Source organism: Embleya sp. NBC_00888, assembly GCF_045207655.1.
Lineage (GTDB): Bacteria > Actinomycetota > Actinomycetes > Streptomycetales > Streptomycetaceae > Embleya.
In genome coordinates, this window is the sequence record NZ_CP108784.1 from 6448739 (window position 1) to 6468089 (window position 19351).

General features: G+C 71.1%; 17 protein-coding genes. 16 read left to right on the plus strand and 1 reads right to left on the minus strand.

Annotated elements, in window-relative coordinates; all coding sequences use genetic code 11:
- Window positions 1–22: 22 nt before the first annotated feature.
- Window positions 23–742 carry a neocarzinostatin apoprotein domain-containing protein gene (locus tag OG948_RS27535; RefSeq protein WP_406299011.1) on the minus strand — a complete coding sequence of 240 codons (720 nt, stop codon included), beginning with the start codon at window positions 740–742 and terminating at the stop codon, window positions 23–25.
- 586 nt (window positions 743–1328) lie between these two features.
- Between OG948_RS27535 and OG948_RS27540 the strand changes: the two genes are divergently transcribed.
- From OG948_RS27540 to OG948_RS27615, 16 genes are all read left to right on the plus strand, one after another.
- Window positions 1329–2018 (plus strand): heme oxygenase (biliverdin-producing), encoded by a 690-nt coding sequence (locus tag OG948_RS27540; protein ID WP_406299012.1) that lies wholly within the window; start codon window positions 1329–1331, stop codon window positions 2016–2018.
- 158 nt (window positions 2019–2176) lie between these two features.
- Entirely contained in the window at window positions 2177–3160 is a 984-nt protein-coding gene (locus tag OG948_RS27545) for an ABC transporter permease (protein ID WP_406299013.1), read from the plus strand.
- A complete protein-coding gene (locus OG948_RS27550; protein WP_406299014.1) occupies window positions 3157–4119 on the plus strand; it encodes an ABC transporter permease in 963 nt (320 codons plus the stop codon). The genes OG948_RS27545 and OG948_RS27550 overlap by 4 nt, the downstream gene beginning before the upstream one ends.
- Window positions 4116–5699, plus strand: a complete 1584-nt coding sequence (locus OG948_RS27555) for an ABC transporter substrate-binding protein (protein WP_406299015.1) — start codon at window positions 4116–4118, stop codon at window positions 5697–5699. The genes OG948_RS27550 and OG948_RS27555 overlap by 4 nt, the downstream gene beginning before the upstream one ends.
- A complete protein-coding gene (locus tag OG948_RS27560) occupies window positions 5699–6673 on the plus strand; it encodes an ABC transporter ATP-binding protein (RefSeq protein ID WP_406299016.1) in 975 nt (324 codons plus the stop codon). The genes OG948_RS27555 and OG948_RS27560 overlap by 1 nt, the downstream gene beginning before the upstream one ends.
- Window positions 6670–7674 carry an oligopeptide/dipeptide ABC transporter ATP-binding protein gene (locus OG948_RS27565; RefSeq protein WP_406299017.1) on the plus strand — a complete coding sequence of 335 codons (1005 nt, stop codon included), beginning with the start codon at window positions 6670–6672 and terminating at the stop codon, window positions 7672–7674. The genes OG948_RS27560 and OG948_RS27565 overlap by 4 nt, the downstream gene beginning before the upstream one ends.
- A 511-nt stretch (window positions 7675–8185) precedes the next feature.
- Window positions 8186–9085, plus strand: coding sequence for a squalene synthase HpnC (gene hpnC / locus OG948_RS27570; protein WP_406299018.1), 900 nt, complete (start codon window positions 8186–8188; stop codon window positions 9083–9085).
- 10 nt (window positions 9086–9095) lie between these two features.
- Window positions 9096–9977 carry a presqualene diphosphate synthase HpnD gene (gene hpnD, locus OG948_RS27575; RefSeq protein ID WP_406299019.1) on the plus strand — a complete coding sequence of 294 codons (882 nt, stop codon included), beginning with the start codon at window positions 9096–9098 and terminating at the stop codon, window positions 9975–9977.
- A gap of 89 nt (window positions 9978–10066) precedes the next feature.
- A complete protein-coding gene (gene hpnE / locus OG948_RS27580) occupies window positions 10067–11440 on the plus strand; it encodes a hydroxysqualene dehydroxylase HpnE (RefSeq protein WP_406299020.1) in 1374 nt (457 codons plus the stop codon).
- Window positions 11437–12465, plus strand: coding sequence for a polyprenyl synthetase family protein (locus OG948_RS27585; RefSeq protein WP_406299021.1), 1029 nt, complete (start codon window positions 11437–11439; stop codon window positions 12463–12465). The genes hpnE and OG948_RS27585 overlap by 4 nt, the downstream gene beginning before the upstream one ends.
- Window positions 12466–12469: 4 nt before the next feature.
- Window positions 12470–14383, plus strand: coding sequence for a squalene--hopene cyclase (shc, locus tag OG948_RS27590; RefSeq protein ID WP_406299022.1), 1914 nt, complete (start codon window positions 12470–12472; stop codon window positions 14381–14383).
- A 2-nt stretch (window positions 14384–14385) separates the two neighbouring features.
- Entirely contained in the window at window positions 14386–15024 is a 639-nt protein-coding gene (locus tag OG948_RS27595; RefSeq protein ID WP_406299023.1) for a 1-hydroxy-2-methyl-2-butenyl 4-diphosphate reductase, read from the plus strand.
- The gene (locus OG948_RS27600) at window positions 15005–16384 is read left to right on the plus strand and encodes an aspartate aminotransferase family protein (RefSeq protein WP_406299024.1); all 1380 of its coding nucleotides are present in this window, start codon (window positions 15005–15007) and stop codon (window positions 16382–16384) included. Before OG948_RS27595 ends, OG948_RS27600 begins: the two co-directional genes overlap by 20 nt.
- A gap of 83 nt (window positions 16385–16467) precedes the next feature.
- Window positions 16468–17346: an amidohydrolase family protein gene (locus tag OG948_RS27605; RefSeq protein WP_406299025.1), complete on the plus strand. Its 879-nt coding sequence runs from the start codon at window positions 16468–16470 to the stop codon at window positions 17344–17346.
- A 5-nt stretch (window positions 17347–17351) separates the two neighbouring features.
- Window positions 17352–18545, plus strand: coding sequence for an amidohydrolase family protein (locus OG948_RS27610; protein WP_406299026.1), 1194 nt, complete (start codon window positions 17352–17354; stop codon window positions 18543–18545).
- Between the two features lie 289 nt (window positions 18546–18834).
- Window positions 18835–19320, plus strand: a complete 486-nt coding sequence (locus OG948_RS27615; protein ID WP_406299027.1) for a nitroreductase/quinone reductase family protein — start codon at window positions 18835–18837, stop codon at window positions 19318–19320.
- Window positions 19321–19351 lie beyond the last annotated feature (31 nt).

Sequence of the window (19351 nt, forward strand, 5' to 3'; positions counted from 1 at the left end):
CTCGGTGGGTCAGGGGAGGTGGTCAGGCGCTCGGACGACGGCGCTTGACCACCACGCCGACGGCCACCAGGACCACCACGACCGCGGCGATCAGCCCGATGATCAGGCCGGTGTTGCCGCTGTCGTCGTCCTCGTCCTGGGCCGAGGTCTTCGCGGTGTCGGCGCCGGGCGAGGCGGCAGGCGAGGTGGCGGGCGCAGCGGCCGAGGACTGCGGCGCACCGCCCGCGCCGGGAGCGCCGGCCTGCGGGGCGGCGGTGGCCGGCCCGGGGCTCGCGGGCAGGCCCGGGGCCTCGCCCGCGAAGCCGATCGGGAGGTAGACCTCCTGCGTACGGTCCTTGCCGTTGGCCGAGTTGGACGTCGCGATGGCGCACCGGGTCTTGAGGCAGTCGACCGTGCCGAACTTGGCGGCGACCTTGACGTCGGTGCTGAACGAGCCGGTCGCGTCCGCCTCGGTGGGGCCGCCGAACGAGCCCATGTCGCACGCGCGGCCCGCGCCCTGGGCGGGGTCGCACGGCAGGATGAACAGCCGTACGCCCGGCGTGAAGCCCTTGCCGACCAGCTTGACCACGTCGCCCGCCGGGTTCAGCCCGGTGGTCTTCTCCGCGGTCAGGGTGGCCTTGCCCGCCGCCGGGGTGCCGCTCGCGTGCGCGGGCCCCGCGAGGCCGACGAGCGCCCACGCGAGAAGGAGGGTCGCGATGGCGGCGACGGTGCCGCCGAGGCGTCCGGTGCGGGCTGGGCTCACGTTGTGTCCTCTGGGCCGACCGTACGACCGCGTACGGAATGATTGGAGGTGAGGCTATCCTAAGACCGGGCCGGATCGCCCGGACTTCCGGGGGTTGCCACAAGGCCGTCCGGGAACGGCGCGAAACCGCGTCGTGCCCGCCGTACGCGAACGGCGCGAAACGCGTCACAACGCCATACGCGAAACGGCGCGAAACGCCATGCGCGAACGGTGCGACATCGAGTGACGGCGGCGCCAGGGCGGCCCGATCGAGGGGTCGGGTCCGCCGCGCGAGGTCCGGACCGCGCCGGCCGGGATCGCCGCCCGGGTCGACCGAGACCCCGCCGCACCCTCACCGACACCCTCACCGACACCCCCGCCGACAACGTGCCGACAAGTTGTCGGTAACTTATTGACGGCACCGCATGGCGCCACACAGACTGCGAGGACCGGCGGAAACGGGCGGCAACCCGAATCCCCGCGAGCGCTTCGCCATGGGCGAAACGCCGAATCCGCACGGGCGAAGCCGCCTGATCCGTCATAGTTCGCACCGTACGCCCTCACCTGGGCCTGTTCGGTAGATCTTGTCGCACCTAGGGGAAACCTCATGACCACGACCGAGACCGCCGAGACCGCCGGTGCCACCCCGACCTTCGCCGAGTCGCTGCGCAAGCGCTCGTGGGCCTTCCATCAGGAGGCCGAGGGTTCGGGCTTCCTGGAGGCGCTGATGAAGGGCGAGCTGACCCGGGACGCGTACACCGCGATGGTGGCCCAGCACTACTGGGCCTACGTCGTGCTCGACGACGCCGCGGACACCATGCGCGACGACCCGATCGGCGCCCCGTTCGCCGACGGGCGACTGGACCGCCGGGCCATCCTCGAGGCCGACATGCTCTTCCTGGCCGGCGAGAACTGGAAGCAGGAGTGGCCCGCGAACGAGGCCACCGTGCGCTACGCCGACCGGATGCGGGAGAAGTGCTACGACTGGGCCGGCGGCTTCGTCGCGCACCACTACACCCGCTACCTCGGCGACATGTCCGGCGGCCAGTTCATCGCCAAGCAGATGCGCAAGCACTACGACCTGCCCGGCACCCAGGGCAGCGACTTCTACGTGTTCGACCAGCTCGGCGACCTGACCGTGTGGAAGGACGCCTACCGCGCGGCGATGAACAACGCGCCGTGGGACGCCGAGGAGCAGGAACTGGTGATCCAGGAGGTGCTGTTCGCGTACGACATCAACAGCGCCGTGCTGCGTGAGCTGGGTCGGGACCTGGAGCGCTTCCGCAAGACCGCCTGAACCACCGACACCGCCTGAACGACCGAGACCGCCCGAACCACCGAGACCGCCTGAACGACGGCGGAACGCCACGTTCCGCCGGCACCGCACGACCCGGGGGCCCACCGTCCGATGCGCCGTCAGACAATGGATGGCGCATCGGATCGGCAGGGAGAGTGATGACGAACTACCTGGTGCGGCGGGTCCTGGGCGTCGTCGTGGTGATGTTCGCCGTCGTGACCGGCCTGTTCCTGCTGCTGCACGCGTCCCCGGTGAGCCCGGTCAACCAGCTCGCGCCGCAGGTCGCGGCCGATCCGGTGGCCCGTGCCGCGGTCGAGCATCGGATGGGTCTGGACCGGCCGTTGCCGACCCAGTACCTCGACTACGTCGGCGACGCGCTGCGCGGCGACTTCGGCACCTCGCTCTACGACGGCACCTCGGTCTCCGGGCAACTCGGCCGCGCGCTGCCGATCTCGCTCGAACTGGGGCTGCTCGCCTGCGTGTTCGCGGTGATCCCGGCGGTGCTGCTGGGCGTGTGGTCGGTGCTGCGCCGCGGTGGGGTGGTCGATCACGGCACGCGGGTGCTGAGCGTGGTGGCGATGTCGTTGCCGGGCTACTGGCTGGCCGTGATCGCGCTCGTGGTGGTCGGCGACAGCCATCCCGATCTGCTGCCCAACGCGGGCGGCTTCGTCACCTTCGGCGAGGATCCCGCGACCAACCTCAAGGTGCTCGTGTTGCCCGCGATCGTGCTCGGCCTGGCCACCTTCGCGATGCTCACCCGCTCGTTGCGCGGCGGGCTGGCCGACGCGATGGCCTCGGACCATGTACTGTTCGCCCGCGCGATGGGCGGTTCGCGACTGCTCACGCTGCGCCGGGTGGCGCTGCGCGGCGCGCTGCTGCCGACGCTGACCGTGGCCGGCGTGCTGCTCGGCGGGTTGTTGTCGGGCACCGTGCTGATCGAGAACGTCTTCCAGATCCCCGGGATCGGCCAACTGATGGTCACCGCGTTCCAGCGGCAGGACTACCCGCTCGCGCTCGGCGCGTGCGTGGCGACCTCGGCCATCTTCCTGCTGTTGAACCTGGTGGTCGACCTGCTCTACCCGCTGCTGGATCCACGCACCGCGGCGGGCGTCACCCGGGACAAGCCCGGACGGGCCGCGTGAGGGCCCGACCGCGCCTGCCGCGATGGGGCGTGGCCGGTTGGATCGGCCTGGCCTGCGTCCTGCTCTATCTCCTGGTGGCCACCGTCGGCCGGCTGCACGGCGACCCCACCGCACTGGTGACCGCGGGCCCCGAGGCGCCCTCGCTCGCGCACCCCTTCGGCACCGACCACCTCGGCCGCGACCTGCTGTCCCGGACCGCCGAGGGCGCCTGGACCTCGCTGTGGATCTGCCTGACCTCGATCGGCTTCGCGGTCGCGGTCGGCATGCCGCTGGGCGTGCTCGCCGGATACCGGCACGGCGGCCGCCTGGACGGTCTGCTGATGCGCTCGGTGGAAACCCTGCAAGCCCTGCCGCAGTTCGTCTTCGTGATGTTCCTGATCGGTCTGATGGGCACCGCGGACATGCACTTCGGGCCGATCACCGTGGGCAACGGACCCCGGGTGGCGCTCGCCATCGGGCTGGGCTTCGTGCCCTACTTCGCCCGGGTCGCGCGCGGCGCGACGGTGGTGGAGATGCGCGAGGACTACGTCGGCAACCTGCGCGGGCTGGGCGTGCCCACCCGGGAGATCCTCTTCCGCGAGGTGCTGGTCAACGTCTGGCCGCCGGTGCTCGGCCAGGCCTGCCTGGCGATGGCCATCGCGGTCTTCGCCGAGGGCGGCCTGAGCTTCCTGGGCCTGGGTGTGGCCCCGCCGCAGGCCACGCTGGGCAACCTGATCGCCGACGCCGGCGGGCAGATCATCGGCGGCGACTGGTGGTACGCGACGCTGCCCGGCACCGTTCTGGTGCTCGGGATCCTGGGCTTCAACCTGCTCGGCGACACGTCCGGCGGCGCCCGACCACGCCCCGCGGCGGCCGGTCCGACCACACGCCGGATCCCCAGGCAGACCCGGGCCACAAAGCAGGCCGCAAAGCAGACCCCGACCCTCGAGCAGACTCCCACTCCCAAGGAGATCCCGTGACCCCGGTGCGCACAGTCGGCTTGAACCGTCGAGGCTTTCTCGGCCTCGCGGCGCTCGCGGCGGCCGGCGGTACGGGCGTGCTCACCGCTTGTTCGAGCTCCTCCGGGGCCAAGCGGGTGGCCGACCGGCACAAGGACGGCATCCTGCGGATCGGCGTCGCCTCCGCGCCCGGCAGCCTGAACCCGCTGGACTCCGGCTCGGAGATCACCCGGTGGATCGCCGAGCCGATCATGGAGAGCCTGTACGGCTACGACGCCAAGCTCGCCTCGGTGCCGCTGCTCGCGGATGGCGAACCGCAGATCAGCGACGACAAACTGGCCTGGACGATCCGGTTGCGTCAGGGCGTGGTGTGGCACGACGGCACGCCGTTCACCGCCGACGACGTGGTGGCCACCCTCGCGCACATGCTCGACCTCTCGGCCGGCAGCGAGTGGATCACCTACATGCTCGGCTACCTCTCCCGGTTCGAGCGGGTCGACGAGCACACCGTGCGGATCGTGCTGAGCAAGCCGTACGGCCTGCTGCGCTCGCACCTGACCAACCTGCCGATCACGCACCGCGACTACGTGGCCCGCAAGGACACGATGATGGGCACCGGGCCGTACCGGTTGGACCGGTTCGTGGCCGGCCAGAGCTTCACCCTCTCCCGCTTCGACCGCTACCACGGCGGCCAGTACGCCGCCGGCGCCGCGCCCGCGTTCGCCGGTATGGAGTACACGGTCTTCGCCGACGCCAACACGCGCGTGTTGAGCCTGCGCCAGGGCAAGGTCGACCTGATCACCGCACCGTCCTTCGCCACCTTCGACATGATCCGCAAGGACAAGTCGCTCGCGCTGGTGCTCACCGAGGCGCCGTTGGACGTGCTCAGCTACGTGATGATGAAGAAGGAGCCGTTCAACGATCCCGACTTCCGCAAGGCGGTCGCGCTGTCGATGGACCGCCAGGGGGTGTTGCAACGGGTGTACGGCGGCGAGGGCACGGTGGGCCAGGGCCCGATCGGGCCCGCCGAACTCGGCTGGGATCCCACCTTCAAGCCGTTCGCACCCGCGCCGGACCTGGAGCGGGCGCGCGTGCTGCTGGCCCGGGCGAAGACGGCCAAGCGCTCGTTCACCGTGACCATCGGCACCAACCAGGGGATCCGCGACATCGCCCAGGTGCTGGTGGCGGGCTGGAAGCAGATCGGCCTCGACGTCACCATCGAGCAACTCGCGGGCGGGCCGTGGTCGAACAAGTGGCTCTCGCGCGACTACGACATGCTGATGAACACGTTCTCGTCCGGGTTCACCTCCGGCCCGGCGAACTACCTCACCCTCGCGCCCGCCGGCTCCGCCAACGTGCTCTCCTGCGGCTACGCCAACCCCGAGGTGGACAAGCTGATCGACACCGTCTGGCAGACCTCGGACGACGCCGAGCGGGTGGCCGCGCTCGGCCGGGTGGACAAGCTGCTCGCCGAGGACGCGGTGATCACCCCGCCCGCCTATCCCAAGCTCGCCCTCGCCCAGCGCGCCGAACTGTCCCCACTGGACCCGACGATGTTGCGGATCAGCCGGCTGGACCCGCAACACCTGCGGTTCGTGTGATGGACGGTGCGACCGCGGCCGAGGTGCCGCTGCTGCGGGTGCGCGATCTCGACGTCGACTACCGGGGCCCGGCCGGGCCGGTGCCCGCGGTGCGTGGGGTCTCCTTCGACGTGGCACCCGGCGAGATCCTGGGCCTGGTCGGCGAGTCGGGCAGCGGCAAGAGCAGCGTGTGCGCCGCGCTGATGGGCCTGCTGCCGGACGGCGCGCGGCGGGCGGGCGGCATCGAGTTCCGGGGCGAGGACCTGGCCGGCATGCGGGAGCGGGACCTGCGCCGGATCCGGGGGCGCAGGCTGGCGTTCGTACCGCAGCAGCCGATGACCTCGCTCGCGCCGACCACGCCGGTGCTGCGCCAACTGCGCTGGTACCTGGGCGATCGGCTGGACGACGTGGAGGTCCGCGAGACGCTGATCGGGATCGGTCTGGGGCCGGTCCTGGAGCGCCCGCGCGATCTGCCCGGCGGCTTCTCCGGCGGTCAGCTCCAGCGCGTGGTGATCGCGATCGCCGCGCTCGCGCACGAGCCCGCGCTGCTGCTCGCCGACGAGCCGACCACCACCTTGGACGCCACCGTGCAGGCACAGGTGCTGCGGCTGTTGTTGACCCTGCGGGACAAGCTCGGACTCGCCCTGGTCTACGTCTCGCACGACCTCGCGGTGGTCTCCACGATCTGTGACCGGGTCGGTGTGATGTACGGCGGGCGCCTGGTGGAGACCGCGCCGGTCCGGGAGATCTTCGCCGCGCCCAGGCACCCGTACACCCGGGCGCTGATCGCCGCGATGCCCGCGACGACGCCGGCGGATCGGCCGCTGCGCGCGGTCGAGGGCAGCGCGGACGGCGCGAACCTGCTGCCCGGATGCCCATTCGCACCGCGCTGCCCGCACGTGCTGGACGTGTGCCGCGAACGCATGCCGGCCGCGGCCCGGCACGGCGCGAGCGACGTGTGCTGCCACTGGGTGGACGAGGAGGCCGGCCGGTGAGCGCGCTGTTGACGGTGGACGGGCTGACCCGTCGATACGTCCTGCCCAAACCGTTCGGCCGGCGGGCCGAGCCGCGGGTCGTGCCCGCCGCCGAGGACGTCTCGTTCGAGGTCGCGGCCGGCGAGGTGCTGGCCGTCGTCGGCGAGTCCGGCTCCGGCAAGACCACCGTCGCGCGTGTGCTCGCGGGGCTGGACACCGCGACCTCGGGCACGGTGGCGCTGGCGGGCCGCACGCTGCCCGGTGAGCGCGGCCCGGCGGATCAACGCCTGGTGCAACTCGTCACACAGAACCCGCGGGCCGCGTTCAACCGGCGCCGCTCGCTGCGGCACGCGCTGCATCAGCCGTTGCGCGTGCACGGACTGGGCGCGAACCGGGCCGAGCGCGAGGAACTGGTTCTGGCGATGGTCGAGCGGGTCGGCCTGACGGCGGATCACCTGGACCGGCTGCCCGGCGAGGTCAGCGGCGGCGAACTGGCCCGCTTGGTGCTCGCCCGCGCGTTGCTCGTGCGCCCGCGCGTGCTGGTCCTGGACGAGCCGACCGCGAGTCTGGACGCGAGCGTCAAGGCGACGGTGGTCAACCTGCTGCTGCGGCTGCGCACCGAACTCGACCTGGCGATCGTGGTGATCACCCACGAGATCGACATCGCCCGCCGGCTCGCCGATCGCGTGGCGGTGATGTACCTGGGTCGGATCGTCGAACTGGGCCCGGCCGAGCGCGTGTTGGGTGATCCGCGACACCCCTACCCGCGGATGTTGCTGGCGAGCGTGCCGGTGCCCGACCCGGAGCGGATCGGCCGGGCGAACGCGGCGTCGTTGGGCGAGGGCATCGTCGGCGAGGTGCCCTCGGCGCTCGCCCCGCCGGCCGGCTGCGCGTACCACCCGCGCTGCCCGTTCGCGACCGAGGTGTGTCGCGACCGGCGACCGCCGCTCGAGTCGCTCGGCGACGTCGAGGTCGCCTGTCACCATCCCCACTCCGGGCCGAGTGGGACCCCGAGCAGGTAGCGCGCGGACCGTAAGGCGACCGCGGTTCGACCCGGGCAGCGCATTCGGGTATCGATTCGGTGTACGGCGGCGTGTCGGCGCGCACCGCTATCCTCCGGGTATTCCGCAAATCCGGAAAGTTGATCAACATTTCGCCGGCCACTCGCTTTATCGACCCCGCTCGGTCCATTGCGCACGGATAATCGCCGTACTCCTCATGCGGAAGACGGAACTCCGCACTACTCCGCAAGGAGGGGATCGCGCGACGAAACCTCCTCAGGTGCCCGGAAACCACCGGGGGATGCCGGACGTCCTGAGTGGTACGGGGATCGTCGGCGGCACCCGAGAGGTTCGCGGTGATAACAAAAGTGTTTCGCGAAGGAAAAGTCCGGGTGAGCTATGACACGCGTGTTCTCGGTGCTTGATCGATCCGACTTCGATCGGGCAAGCTGAACCGTCAGACCGACCGGGACGGCACGAATTCCTGGCCAACTGTAATGTTGGGGATGTTTTCGGGGGTCCAGGGAGAGATATGGGGAGTGATTCCCGCGGTCTTGAGCGCGCGCCCGGCGCGAGCGACGACGACTCGGCGGGCATCGACGCCGCGGTCATCGACCCGGACGTGGTGATGCGCCAGGCCGGCCACGAGAACTTTCCCGTGGCGATGGGGATCCTGCGCCCCGACCACCGGCGCCACCTGCTGGCCGTCTACGGCTTCGCCCGCCTGGTGGACGACATCGGCGACGAGGCCGAGGGCGACCGGGTCGCCCAGCTCGACGCGTTCGAGGGCGACCTGCGCCGTGTCTACACCGGTACCCCGAAGCTCGAGGTGCTGCGCCGCCTGCAACCGAGCGTGCGCGAACTCGACCTGCCGATCGAACCGTTCCTGGGTCTGATCGAGGCCAACCGACAGGATCAGGTGGTGCGCCGCTACGCGACGTACGAGGATCTGGTCGCCTACTGCGCGCTGTCCGCGAACCCGGTCGGCCGGATCGTGCTGCACGTGTTCGGTCGCGCGAGCGAGGAACGCGTCGCGCGCTCCGACGAGATCTGCACCGCGCTCCAGATCGTCGAGCACCTCCAGGACGTCGCCGAGGACCTCGAACGCGACCGGATCTACCTGCCCAAGGAGGACCTGGACCGGTTCGACGTCACCGAGGCCGACCTCGCGGCGCCCGCCGCCGCGCCCTCGGTGCGCCGACTGATCGCCTACGAGACACACCGCGCGACGCAGTTGCTGCGCCTGGGCGCACCGCTCGCGGGGACACTGCGAGGGCGCGAGCGCCTCGCGATCGCCGGGTTCGTGGCCGGTGGACGAGCGGCCGTGGCCGCGATCAAGGACGTCGGCTTCGACGTCCTGGCCCACCGGGCCAAGCCCGGCAAGGCCACCCTGCTGCGCGAGCTGTCCGGCGTACTGGTACGAAAGAGGTAAAAGGGGAACCATGGACGTCGACGCTTCGTACGCGTATTGCGAGCGCCTGACCCGCAATCAGGCACGCAACTTCTACTACGGCATCCGGCTGCTGCCCGAGCCCAAGCGCCTCGCGCTCAGCGCCGTGTACGCCTTCGCGCGAGAGATCGACGACATCGGCGACGGCGACCTGCCGGCCGACCGCAAGGTCGCGGAGCTGGCCCGGATGCGCAAACAACTCAAGGACCTGAGCGCGGATCGCGACCCGGTCGCGGTCGCGCTCGCCGACGCCGCGACCCGATTCCCGATCCCGCTGCCCGCGCTCGACGAACTGATCGACGGCGTCGAGATGGACGTGCGCGAGACCGAGTACGAGACCTTCGACGAGCTGCGGGTCTACTGCCGCTGCGTCGCGGGCACGGTGGGCCGGCTCTCGCTGGGCATCTTCGGCTCGCGCGACTCGCTGCACGCGCCCGATCTCGCGGACACCCTGGGCATCGCGCTCCAGATCACCAACATCCTCCGCGACATCAAGGAGGACAAGGACAACGGCCGGGTCTACCTGCCCCGCGAGGACCTGGCCAAGTTCGGCCTCGAGGACGCCTGGCACAAGGGCGGCCGGTTCACCCAGAGCGCGGCCTTCGAGGACCTGGTCCGGTTCGAGGGCAATCGCGCCGAGCAGCTCTTCGAGCGGGGTCTGACCCTGCTCCCGCTGCTCGACCGGCGCAGCGCCGCCAGCACCGGCGCGATGGCGGGCATCTACCGCCGGCTGCTGACCAGGATCATGGAGGAACCGGGCCAGGTGCTGATAGGTCGGCTCTCGCTCCCGAGCTGGGAGAAGGCCGAGATCGCCGCACGGGCACTGGCCGGCCTACCGGTCGGCGCCCGTTCGCTGCTCGCGCGCAGGCGGTGAACATCGATCGATGACCGGCCCCGGGCCGGAACGGGAAGCCGGTCGCAGGGGCCGGTACAGGGATTGATCACGTGGGTACGGAGCAAGGCATGAGCGCACGCATGGTGGTGATCGGGGGCGGCCTGGCGGGCATCACCGCCGCGCTGGCCGCCGCCGACGCCGGCGTCCGGGTCACTCTCCTGGAGGGCCGGCCCCGGTTGGGCGGCGCGACGTTCTCGCTGCGCCGCGACGACATGTGGCTCGACAACGGGCAACACGTGTTCCTGCGCTGCTGCACCGAGTACATCTCCTTCCTGGAGCGGATCGGCAGCGCCGACAAGGTCTACCTCCAGCCCCGGATGGACGTCCCGGTCCGCACCCCCTGGGGCACCCGCACCCGGCTGCGCCGCTCCGCGCTGCCCGCCCCGCTGCACCTGTCCTCGGCGCTGGCCCGCTACCCCCTGCTGACCATGGCCGGCCGGGCCCGGGTCGGCCTGGCCGCACTCGCCCTGCGCCGCCTGGACCCGGCCGACCCGGCCCTGGACGAACTCACCTTCGCCGCGTGGCTGGACCGCTTCGGCGTCACCGCCCGCGAGCGCGAGGCGATGTGGGACCTGATCGGCGTCGCCACGCTCAACCTGCCCGCCACCGAGGCATCCCTCGGCATGGCCGTCAAGGTCTTCCGCACCGGCGTGCTCGACCGCAACGACGGCGCCGACATCGGCTGGAGTCTGGTCCCGCTCCAGGAACTGCACGGCGACGCGGCGACTCGCGCGCTGGAGCGCGCGGGCGTGCGGGTGCACCTGCGCACCCGGGTGGACGCGCTCGACGCCGGCGCCGGCGGGTTCGCCATACACGCCGGCGGCGAACGAATCGAGGCGGACGCGGTGGTGCTGGCCGTACCGCACTACGACGCGGCCCGACTGCTGCCCGCGGGCGCCCTGCTGCTCGGCGACATGCCCGCCGACCCGACCCTGCTCGCCGGCCTGGGCACCTCGCCGATCGTCAACCTGCACGTGCTCTACGACCGCCCGGTCCTGGACGTCCCGCTCGCCGCGGGCATCGGGAGCCCGGTCCAGTGGATGTTCGACCGCAGCGCCGGTCACGGACTGGCGGCCGGCCGCTACGTGGCCGTGTCGCTGTCCGCGGCGGGTCGGGAAATCGACCTGACGAGCGCACAGCTGCGGGATAGGTTCGTCGCGGAGTTGGCCCGCGTGCTGCCCTCGGCCCGAAACGCCCGGGTCGAGCGGTTCGTGGTCACCAAGGAGCGGGCCGCGACCTTCCGTCCCGCCCCCGGTTCGGGCCGGCTTCGTCCCGGCCCCCGGACCGCGGTCCCCGGTCTCGCCCTGGCCGGGGCGTGGACCGCCACCGGATGGCCCGCGACGATGGAGGGCGCCGTTCGCAGCGGCCTTTCCGCCGCCCGCGAGGCCCTCCCGCATCTCGGCCGCACCCGTGCCATCCCGGAGAGGACGACGCCGCTATGACGCTCGCCGACGCATCGATCGCCCCCGCCGTGCTCGATCGCGCGCGCGAGGCGAGCCGCCCCGCGCTGCGGGTCGCGACGGCCCGACTCGAACCACCCCTGGCCCGTGTGGCCGCGTATCACATGGGGTGGGCCGACGAGGCCGGTCGCGAACTGCCCGGCAACGGCGGCAAGGCGCTGCGCCCCGCGCTCGCGCTGCTCTCCGCCGAGGCGGTCGGCGCGCCGACCGGTGTGGGCGTGCCCGGCGCCGTCGCGGTCGAACTCGTGCACAACTTCTCGCTGATCCACGACGACCTCATGGACGGCGACGAGGAACGTCGGCATCGGCCCACCGCGTGGAAGGTCTTCGGTCCGGGACTCGCCGTCCTGGCCGGCGACGGTCTGCTCGTGCTGGCCGAACAGGTCCTGATGGACGCCGACGACGCGGACGGCGATCGTGCCGCCCGACTGCTCACCGAGGCCACCGCCCGGTTGATCGACGGACAGTCCCAGGACCTGTCCTTCGAGGCCCGACTCGACGTCACCGTCGAGGAGTGCCTGACCATGGCGGGCAACAAGACCGGGGCCCTGCTGGCCTGCGCGTCGGCGATCGGGGCGGCCCTCGCGGGCGCCGACGAACGCACCGTGCAGGCGCTGTACGGCTTCGGGCACCACCTAGGCGTCGCCTTCCAGGCGGTGGACGACCTGCTGGGGATCTGGGGACGACCCGAGGTCACCGGCAAACCCGCCTGGAACGACCTGCGCCGACGCAAGAAGTCCGTGCCGGTCGTCGCCGCCCTCTCGAGCGACACGACCGCCGGACGCGAGCTGGCGCGCATCTACACGGACGAAGGACCGCGCAACGAGGAGGGACTCGCCCTGGCCGCGCGCCTGGTCGAGGAGGCGGGCGGACGTGCCCGCACCGAGACCGAGGCGGCACGGCGCCTGGAGCAGGCCATGGCCTGCCTGGACTCCCTGGACGTCCCGCAAGGTACCTACACGGACCTGACCTCACTCGCGGCCTTCACCACCACTCGGGAGTTGTGAAGAGATGACAGTGACCGTCCAGCCGGGAATCGGCGACGTCGACGACGACGGGGTCAGGGGCGCACTCGACAGGGCCGTCGCCCATCTGATGGAGCTTCAGGACGATGCGGGCTGGTGGAAGGGGGAGCTGGAGACCAACGTCACGATGGACGCGGAGGATCTGCTCTTCCGCGAGTTCCTCGGCATCCGCACCGAGGAGCAGACCCTGGCCAGTGCGCGCTGGATCCGCGCCAACCAGCGCTCGGACGGTACCTGGGCGACCTTCTTCGGCGGTCCCGCCGACCTGTCGGTGACCGTCGAGGCGTACGTCGCGCTCAAGCTGGCCGGTGACGACCCGGACGCCAAGCACATGGCCGCCGCGGCGGCCTTCATCCGCGACGGCGGCGGCATCGCCAACACCCGCGTGTTCACCCGGTTCTGGCTGGCCTTCTTCGGCTGGTGGTCGTGGGACGACCTGCCGGTGCTGCCGCCGGAGATCATCTACCTGCCCAAGTGGTTCCCGCTCAACGTCTACGACTTCGCCTGCTGGGCCCGGCAGACCATCGTGCCGCTGACCATCGTCAGCTCGCTGCGCCCGGTCCGGCCCGCGCCGTTCGAGCTCGCCGAACTGCGCCCCACCGGCGCGGTCCGGAGCCGGCCCGCGGCCGACGACCCGTGGTCGCGGGTGTTCCGCGCGCTGGACGCGGGGCTGCACCAGTACCAGAAGCGGCCGATCAAGCCGATCCGGCAGGCCGCGATGCGCAAGGCCGAGCAGTGGATCGTGCAGCGCCAGGAGGCGGACGGCGGATGGGGCGGCATCCAGCCGCCGTGGGTCTACTCGCTGATCGCGCTGCGCCTGATGGGCTACCCGCTCAACCACCCGGTGATGGCGCAGGGCATCAAGGGCCTGGACGGGTTCACCATCGTGGACACCGACGAGGACGGCGAACTGCGCCGCCGGTTCGAGGCGTGCCAGTCGCCGGTGTGGGACACCGGGTTGACCCTGGTCGCGCTGCGGGACGCGGGAGTTCCGGCCGCCGACCCCAGGGTGGTCAAGGCGGCCGGGTGGCTGATGGACGAGGAGATCCGCGAGGTCGGCGACTGGGCGGTGCGCCGACCGGACCTGGAACCGGGCGGCTGGGCCTTCGAGTTCGCCAACGACTACTACCCGGACACCGACGACACGGCCGAGATCGTGATGGCCCTGCGCTACACCGACCACCCGGACGGCGCGCGCAAGGACGCGGTGCTGGACCGGGCCGAGCGGTGGACGGCCGGGATGCGCAGCAAGGACGGCGGTTGGGGCGCGTTCGACGCGGACAACGTCAGCATCCTGCCGCTGAAGCTGCCGTTCTGTGATTTCGGCGCGGTCACCGATCCGCCCTCGGCCGACGTCACCGCGCACATCGTGGAGATGCTCGCCGACGGCGGTGCCCGCTACAGCTCCTATGTCGCCGACGGCGTCAAGTGGTTGATGGACCATCAGGAGGCGGACGGCTCCTGGTTCGGCCGCTGGGGCGCGAACTACATCTACGGCACCGGCGCGGTGCTGCCGGCGCTGGTGACCGCCGGCGTCGACCCCCGGCACGCGGCGATCCGGCGCGCGGTGCGCTGGCTGGAGGCACGGCAGAACCCGGACGGCGGCTGGGGCGAGAACCTGCGCAGCTACGATCAGCCGAAGACCTGGTCCGGGCGCGGCGAATCCACCGCGTCGCAGACCGCGTGGGCGCTGCTCGCGTTGCACGCGGCGGGCGAGTTCGGCGAGGTCGCGCAGCGCGGCATCGACTGGCTGACCGAGCATCAGAACGAGCTGGGCGGGTGGGACGAGCCGCAGTTCACCGGCACCGGCTTCCCCGGCGACTTCTACATCAAGTACCACATGTACCGACTCGTCTTCCCCGTGATGGCGCTCGGCCGGTACGCCGGGACGACGGACTGAACATGCCCCTGATGGTGGTCACCCCGCTGCGCATCGAGATGCGCGCGGTCGAGGCGGGGTTGATGGGCGCCTTCAACGTGCGCGTGGAGCGCGCGGGGATGGGACCGGACAAGGCTCGCGCCCGGGCGCGAGCCCTGTCCGCGCTCCCGGCCGCGGAGTACGGCTCGCTCGCGGTCGCGGGATTCGGCGCGGGCGTGGGGGAGAAGGTCGCGGTGGGCGACGTGGTGATCGCCTCCGAGGTGCGCGGTTCGGACGGCACGGTGATCGAACTGCCGAGCTCCGAGGTGTTGTTGGAGTGGATGCGGCGGGTCTCGCCCAAGCTGAGGCTGCATCACGGTCCGATCGAGACCGTGGACCGGTTGGTCAAGGGCCGGGCCCGGCAGGCGCTGCGCGAGCGCGGCGCGCTGGCGGCCGACATGGAGTCGGCGTACCTGCTCGCGGCGGCGGGTGCTCGGCCGGCCGGGGTGGTCAGGGTGATCACCGACACCCCGGAGCGGGAACTGCTGCGGCCCCGCCTGCTGGTGGACGGGTTCAAGGCCTTCCGCACGTTGCGCCACGCGACCCCGGCCCTGCTTGACTGGGCCAACGACGAGCGAACCAAGTCAGGAGGTACGGCGGGCGATGACGTTCGACCTGGGTGAGACGTACGAGGCGTACGCGGACCGCGGCTTCGAGCTGCACGCGAAGCACCTCAACCCGCAACTCCCGCGCGTGCTGCGGACGATCGGCATGGACCGCAATTACGTCCGGGCCGAGGGGCCGTACCTGTACGACGACAAGGGCGACCGGTACCTGGACTTCCTGTCCGGGTTCGGCACCTACGGCGTGGGCCGGCACCACCCCGTGGTGCGCAAGGCGATGCAGGACGTGATCGCGCTCGATCTGCCGGACATCGTGCACTTCCACACCCCGCCGCTGGCCGCCGCGCTGGCCGACCGGCTGCTGGCCAGGGCGCCGGGGATGGACCGGGTGTACTTCTGCAACAGCGGGACGGAGGCGGTCGAGGCGGCGCTGAAGTTCGCCCGCTTCGCCACCGGGCGGCGGCGGATCGTCTACATCGACCACGCCTTCCACGGGTTGACCACGGGCGCGCTCTCGGTCAACGGCGCGGCGGAGTTCCGCAAGGGCTTCGATCCGCTGCTGCCGGACGTGGGCATCGCGCTGGGCGATCTGGACGCGCTGGCCCGGGAGTTGAAGCGCGGTGACGTCGCGGCGCTGATCATCGAGCCGATCCTGGGCAAGGGCGTGCTGGCGCCGCCGCCGGGCTGGCTGGCCGCCGCGCAGCGGTTGCTGCGCGAACACGGCGCGTTGTTGATCGCCGACGAGGTGCAGACCGGGATGGGCCGCACCGGCAAATTCTTCGCGTACCAGTGGGAGGACGGCGTCGAGCCGGACATCGTCACGGTCGCCAAGGCGCTGTCGGGCGGATACGTGCCGATCGGCGCGACACTCACCCGGGACTGGGTGTTCAAGAAGGTCTATTCGACGATGGACCGCGTGCTCGTGCACGACTGCACGTTCGGCGGCAACAACCAGGCGATGGCGGCGGGTCTGGCCACCCTGGCGGTGCTCGACGACGAGGACCTGATCGGCAACAGCGCGCGGATGGGCGACGCGTTCGTGGCCGGGCTGGCCCCGCTGATCGACAAGTACGAGCTGTTCGCCGAGGTGCGCGGGCGGGGCCTGATGATCGGCCTGGAGTTCGGCAAGCCGCGCTCGCTCAAGCTGCGCGCCGGGTGGACGGCATTGCAGGCGGCCCGGCACGGGTTGTTCGCGCAGATGGTGGTGGTGCCGCTCTTCCAGCGGCACCGGGTGCTGACCCAGGTCGCGGGCGACCACATGGACGTGATCAAGCTGCTGCCGCCGTACGTCGTGGGGCCCGAGGACGTGCAGCACTTCGTGGCCGGGTTCGTGGACGTGATGGACGACGCGCACAAGGGCACCGGTTTGATGTGGGACTTCGGACGGACCCTGATCAAGCAGGCGATGACCAACCGCTGACGCCCTCCGTGGCTATGGCCCATACCCCCTGCTGCTGTTAAGTTGATGGAGTCAATCAACTTGATGGCGCAGGGGGTTTTGCCATGTCCGCAGTCGGGTCCACGGCCGGGGCGGGGGCGATCGACTTGATGATCGGTTTCCCCAGTGCACAGGCCAAGAGCCACTACGACTTCCTGAAGCCGCAACTGCGCGACGCGGAGAGCGGCGAGATGGAGTTCCCCGCCGAGTACATGTTCAAGGGGGTGCCGAACCACCTGGACGAGGGCGTCGATCCGATCGCGGTGACGCTCGGGCAGATGGACGCCTGTGGCGTCGAGATCGGTCTGGTCGGGATGAGCGAGACCGCGCTGCGGGCGATCGCCGAGCACCCCGACCGGTTCCGGCCCACGCTGGAGGTGGACCCGAACGACATCACCACCACGGTCCGCCGGATTCGCCGGGCGTACGAGGAGCACCACATCGTCGCGGTGACCACGTTCCCGGCCGGCTGCAACCCGCAGGTACCGGTGAGCGATCGGCGCTACTACCCGATCTACCAGACCTGTATCGACCTGGACCTGCCGATCGTCTCCAACGCGGGCATCGCCGGCCCGCGCGTACCGTCCGCGTGTCAGGACGTCATGCACTTCGATCAGGTCTGTTACGACTTCCCGGAGTTGCGCATCGTGATGCGGCACGGCGCGGAGCCGTGGGAGGACCTCGCGGTCAAGCTGATGCTCAAGTGGCCGGGGCTGTACTACATGACGTCGGCGTTCGCGCCGAAGTACTACCCCAAGGCGATCGTCGACTACGCCAACACGCGCGGCGCGGACAAGGTGATGTACGCGGGCTACTACCCGATGGGCCTGTCCCTGGAGCGGATCTTCCGGGAACTGCCGGACGTGCCGTTCAAGCCCGAGGTGCGGGCGAAGTTCCTGCGGGAGAACGCGATGCGGGTGTTCAAGCTGGACGGAAAGGGGTGAGGGCCGTGTCGGATCGGCACACGATCATCTCGGCGGACGGGCACGCGGGCGCCGGGATGGACACCTATCGCGAGTTCCTGGACCCGTCCTGGCGCGCGGAGTTCGACGACTGGCGGGAGCGCTACCGCAACCCGTTCCGGGACCTCCAGGGCGACGGTCGCACCCGCAACTGGGACGACGACCGGCGGATCGCCGAGTTGGCCGCGGACGGCATCGTCGCCGAGGTGGTGTTCCCCAACACGGTGCCGCCGTTCTTCCCGACCGGGCAACTGCTCGCCCGCCCGCCGTCGGCGCGCTCCTACGCCCGCCGGCTGGCCGGGATCCGGGCGCACAACCGGTGGCTGGCCCAGTGGTGCGGCGGGGCGAACGCGGTGCGTCGGGCCGGGCTGGCCCAGGTGTTCCTGAACGACATCGAGGACGCGGTCGCCGAGGCGGTGTGGGCCAAGGAGCAGGGGCTCGCGGGCATTTTGATCCCGACCACGCCGCCGGACGTGAGCGGCATCCTGCCGCTGTACGCGCCGGAGTGGGACCGGCTCTGGGAGGTGTGCCAGGACCTGGAGTTGGCGGTGGTCAACCACGGCGGTTCGGGCAGTCCGGACTACGGCGACCACCCGGCCGCGACGTTCCTGTGGATCGCCGAGGCGACGCTGTTCTCCCGTCGGCCGCTGACCCACATGCTGCTGTCCGGGGCGTTCGCGCGCTTTCCCCGGCTCAAGTTCGCCATCACCGAGCAGGGCGCGGCCTGGATCCCGCCGCTGCTGCGGCAGTTGGACGGCTATCACGCGCAGATGGCCACCGGTCGGATCGGTGAGCTCAAGTACACCGAGGCCGACCGGCTGCCGGAGCCGCCCAGCGCGTATTTCGCCCGCAACTGCTGGGTGGGCGCGAGCTTCCCGTCGCCGACGGAGGCGCTGGCGCGGCACGAGTTGGGCATCGACCGCTATATGTGGGGCGCGGACTACCCGCACGACGAGGGCACCTATCCGTACACGCGGGAGGCGCTGCGTCGGTCCTTCCACGACGCCTCGCCGACCGAGTTGCGCGCGATCCTGGCCGGGAACGCGGCGACGCTGTACGGCTTCGACCTGCCCGCGCTGGACGCACTGGCGGCCGAGGTCGGCCCGACCCACGCGGAACTCGCCGAGCCGCTGGCCGACCTCCCCGCGAACAGCAACAGCCCCGCGTTCACCCGGCCGTAGCCGCCTCGTCCGCCGGCCGGACCGCGCCCGATCGGCTCGGCTGCCGTTGACCGACCGGTCGCGGACGCCCCACCTGCGGTTCTGGCCATCGTCTGGCCCCGGCAATCCCGCTCGGCGGCGGTGGCGAGCCTCGTTCGGGCGGCCGCGTCGGTGGCCGAGCGGGGGACGGTCGCGTCGTGACGCGGCCCACGTCGCGGGATCCCCGAACGGCCATTGATGGTTGGCGGGGGCCGGACTAGAGTCGCGCAACCGAACTGTCGCGCGTGCCTTCCCGGGAGCAAAAACGATCATGGTGGAACAGAAGAACGACGAGTTCATCGAGCCCTCGCCCGAGGAGATCGTTCTCTTCACCAAGGAGCACGTCTCGCAGATGGAGCAGTCGGACGGCGACGACGTCTGGCTCCTGGCCGGGATGAACCACGTGCTCGTGCACACGGTCGGCCGCAAGAGCGGCAAGCTGCACAAGGTCGCGCTCCCGTTCTGGGCGGACGAGAACGGCCACCGCGTCGTGGTCGGTTCCTTCGCCGGCGCCGCCAAGCACCCGTCCTGGTACGTGAACCTGTCCGACCGCACGGCCAACCCGCAACTGCTGGTCCGTGTCCAGCACGCCACGTACTGGAGCACCGCCGAGATCCTCGACGGCGACGAGTACACCAAGACCTGGGCCGCGCTCACCACCGACCGCGAGTACTACAACAACTACCAGACCCGCACCGACCGCCGGATTCCGTTGGTCCGCCTCCCGGAAACCACCCTGATCGCCCGCCGCGACTGACGCCTCGAACCGAAACGCCTCGAACCGCGCC

Bases quoted from the DNA above. Each gene is read 5' to 3' on its own strand.
- hpnD (WP_406299019.1), top strand. From the start codon at position 9,096: ATGGACGTCGACGCTTCGTACGCGTATTGCGAGCGCCTGACCCGCAAT.
- OG948_RS27600 (WP_406299024.1), top strand. From the start codon at position 15,005: ATGACGTTCGACCTGGGTGAGACGTACGAGGCGTACGCGGACCGCGGC.
- OG948_RS27615 (WP_406299027.1), top strand. From the start codon at position 18,835: ATGGTGGAACAGAAGAACGACGAGTTCATCGAGCCCTCGCCCGAGGAG.
- OG948_RS27595 (WP_406299023.1), top strand. From the start codon at position 14,386: ATGCCCCTGATGGTGGTCACCCCGCTGCGCATCGAGATGCGCGCGGTC.
- shc (WP_406299022.1), top strand. From the start codon at position 12,470: ATGACAGTGACCGTCCAGCCGGGAATCGGCGACGTCGACGACGACGGG.
- OG948_RS27545 (WP_406299013.1), top strand. From the start codon at position 2,177: ATGACGAACTACCTGGTGCGGCGGGTCCTGGGCGTCGTCGTGGTGATG.
- OG948_RS27560 (WP_406299016.1), top strand. From the start codon at position 5,699: ATGGACGGTGCGACCGCGGCCGAGGTGCCGCTGCTGCGGGTGCGCGAT.
- hpnC (WP_406299018.1), top strand. From the start codon at position 8,186: ATGGGGAGTGATTCCCGCGGTCTTGAGCGCGCGCCCGGCGCGAGCGAC.
- OG948_RS27540 (WP_406299012.1), top strand. From the start codon at position 1,329: ATGACCACGACCGAGACCGCCGAGACCGCCGGTGCCACCCCGACCTTC.
- OG948_RS27585 (WP_406299021.1), top strand. From the start codon at position 11,437: ATGACGCTCGCCGACGCATCGATCGCCCCCGCCGTGCTCGATCGCGCG.
- OG948_RS27605 (WP_406299025.1), top strand. From the start codon at position 16,468: ATGTCCGCAGTCGGGTCCACGGCCGGGGCGGGGGCGATCGACTTGATG.
- hpnE (WP_406299020.1), top strand. From the start codon at position 10,067: ATGAGCGCACGCATGGTGGTGATCGGGGGCGGCCTGGCGGGCATCACC.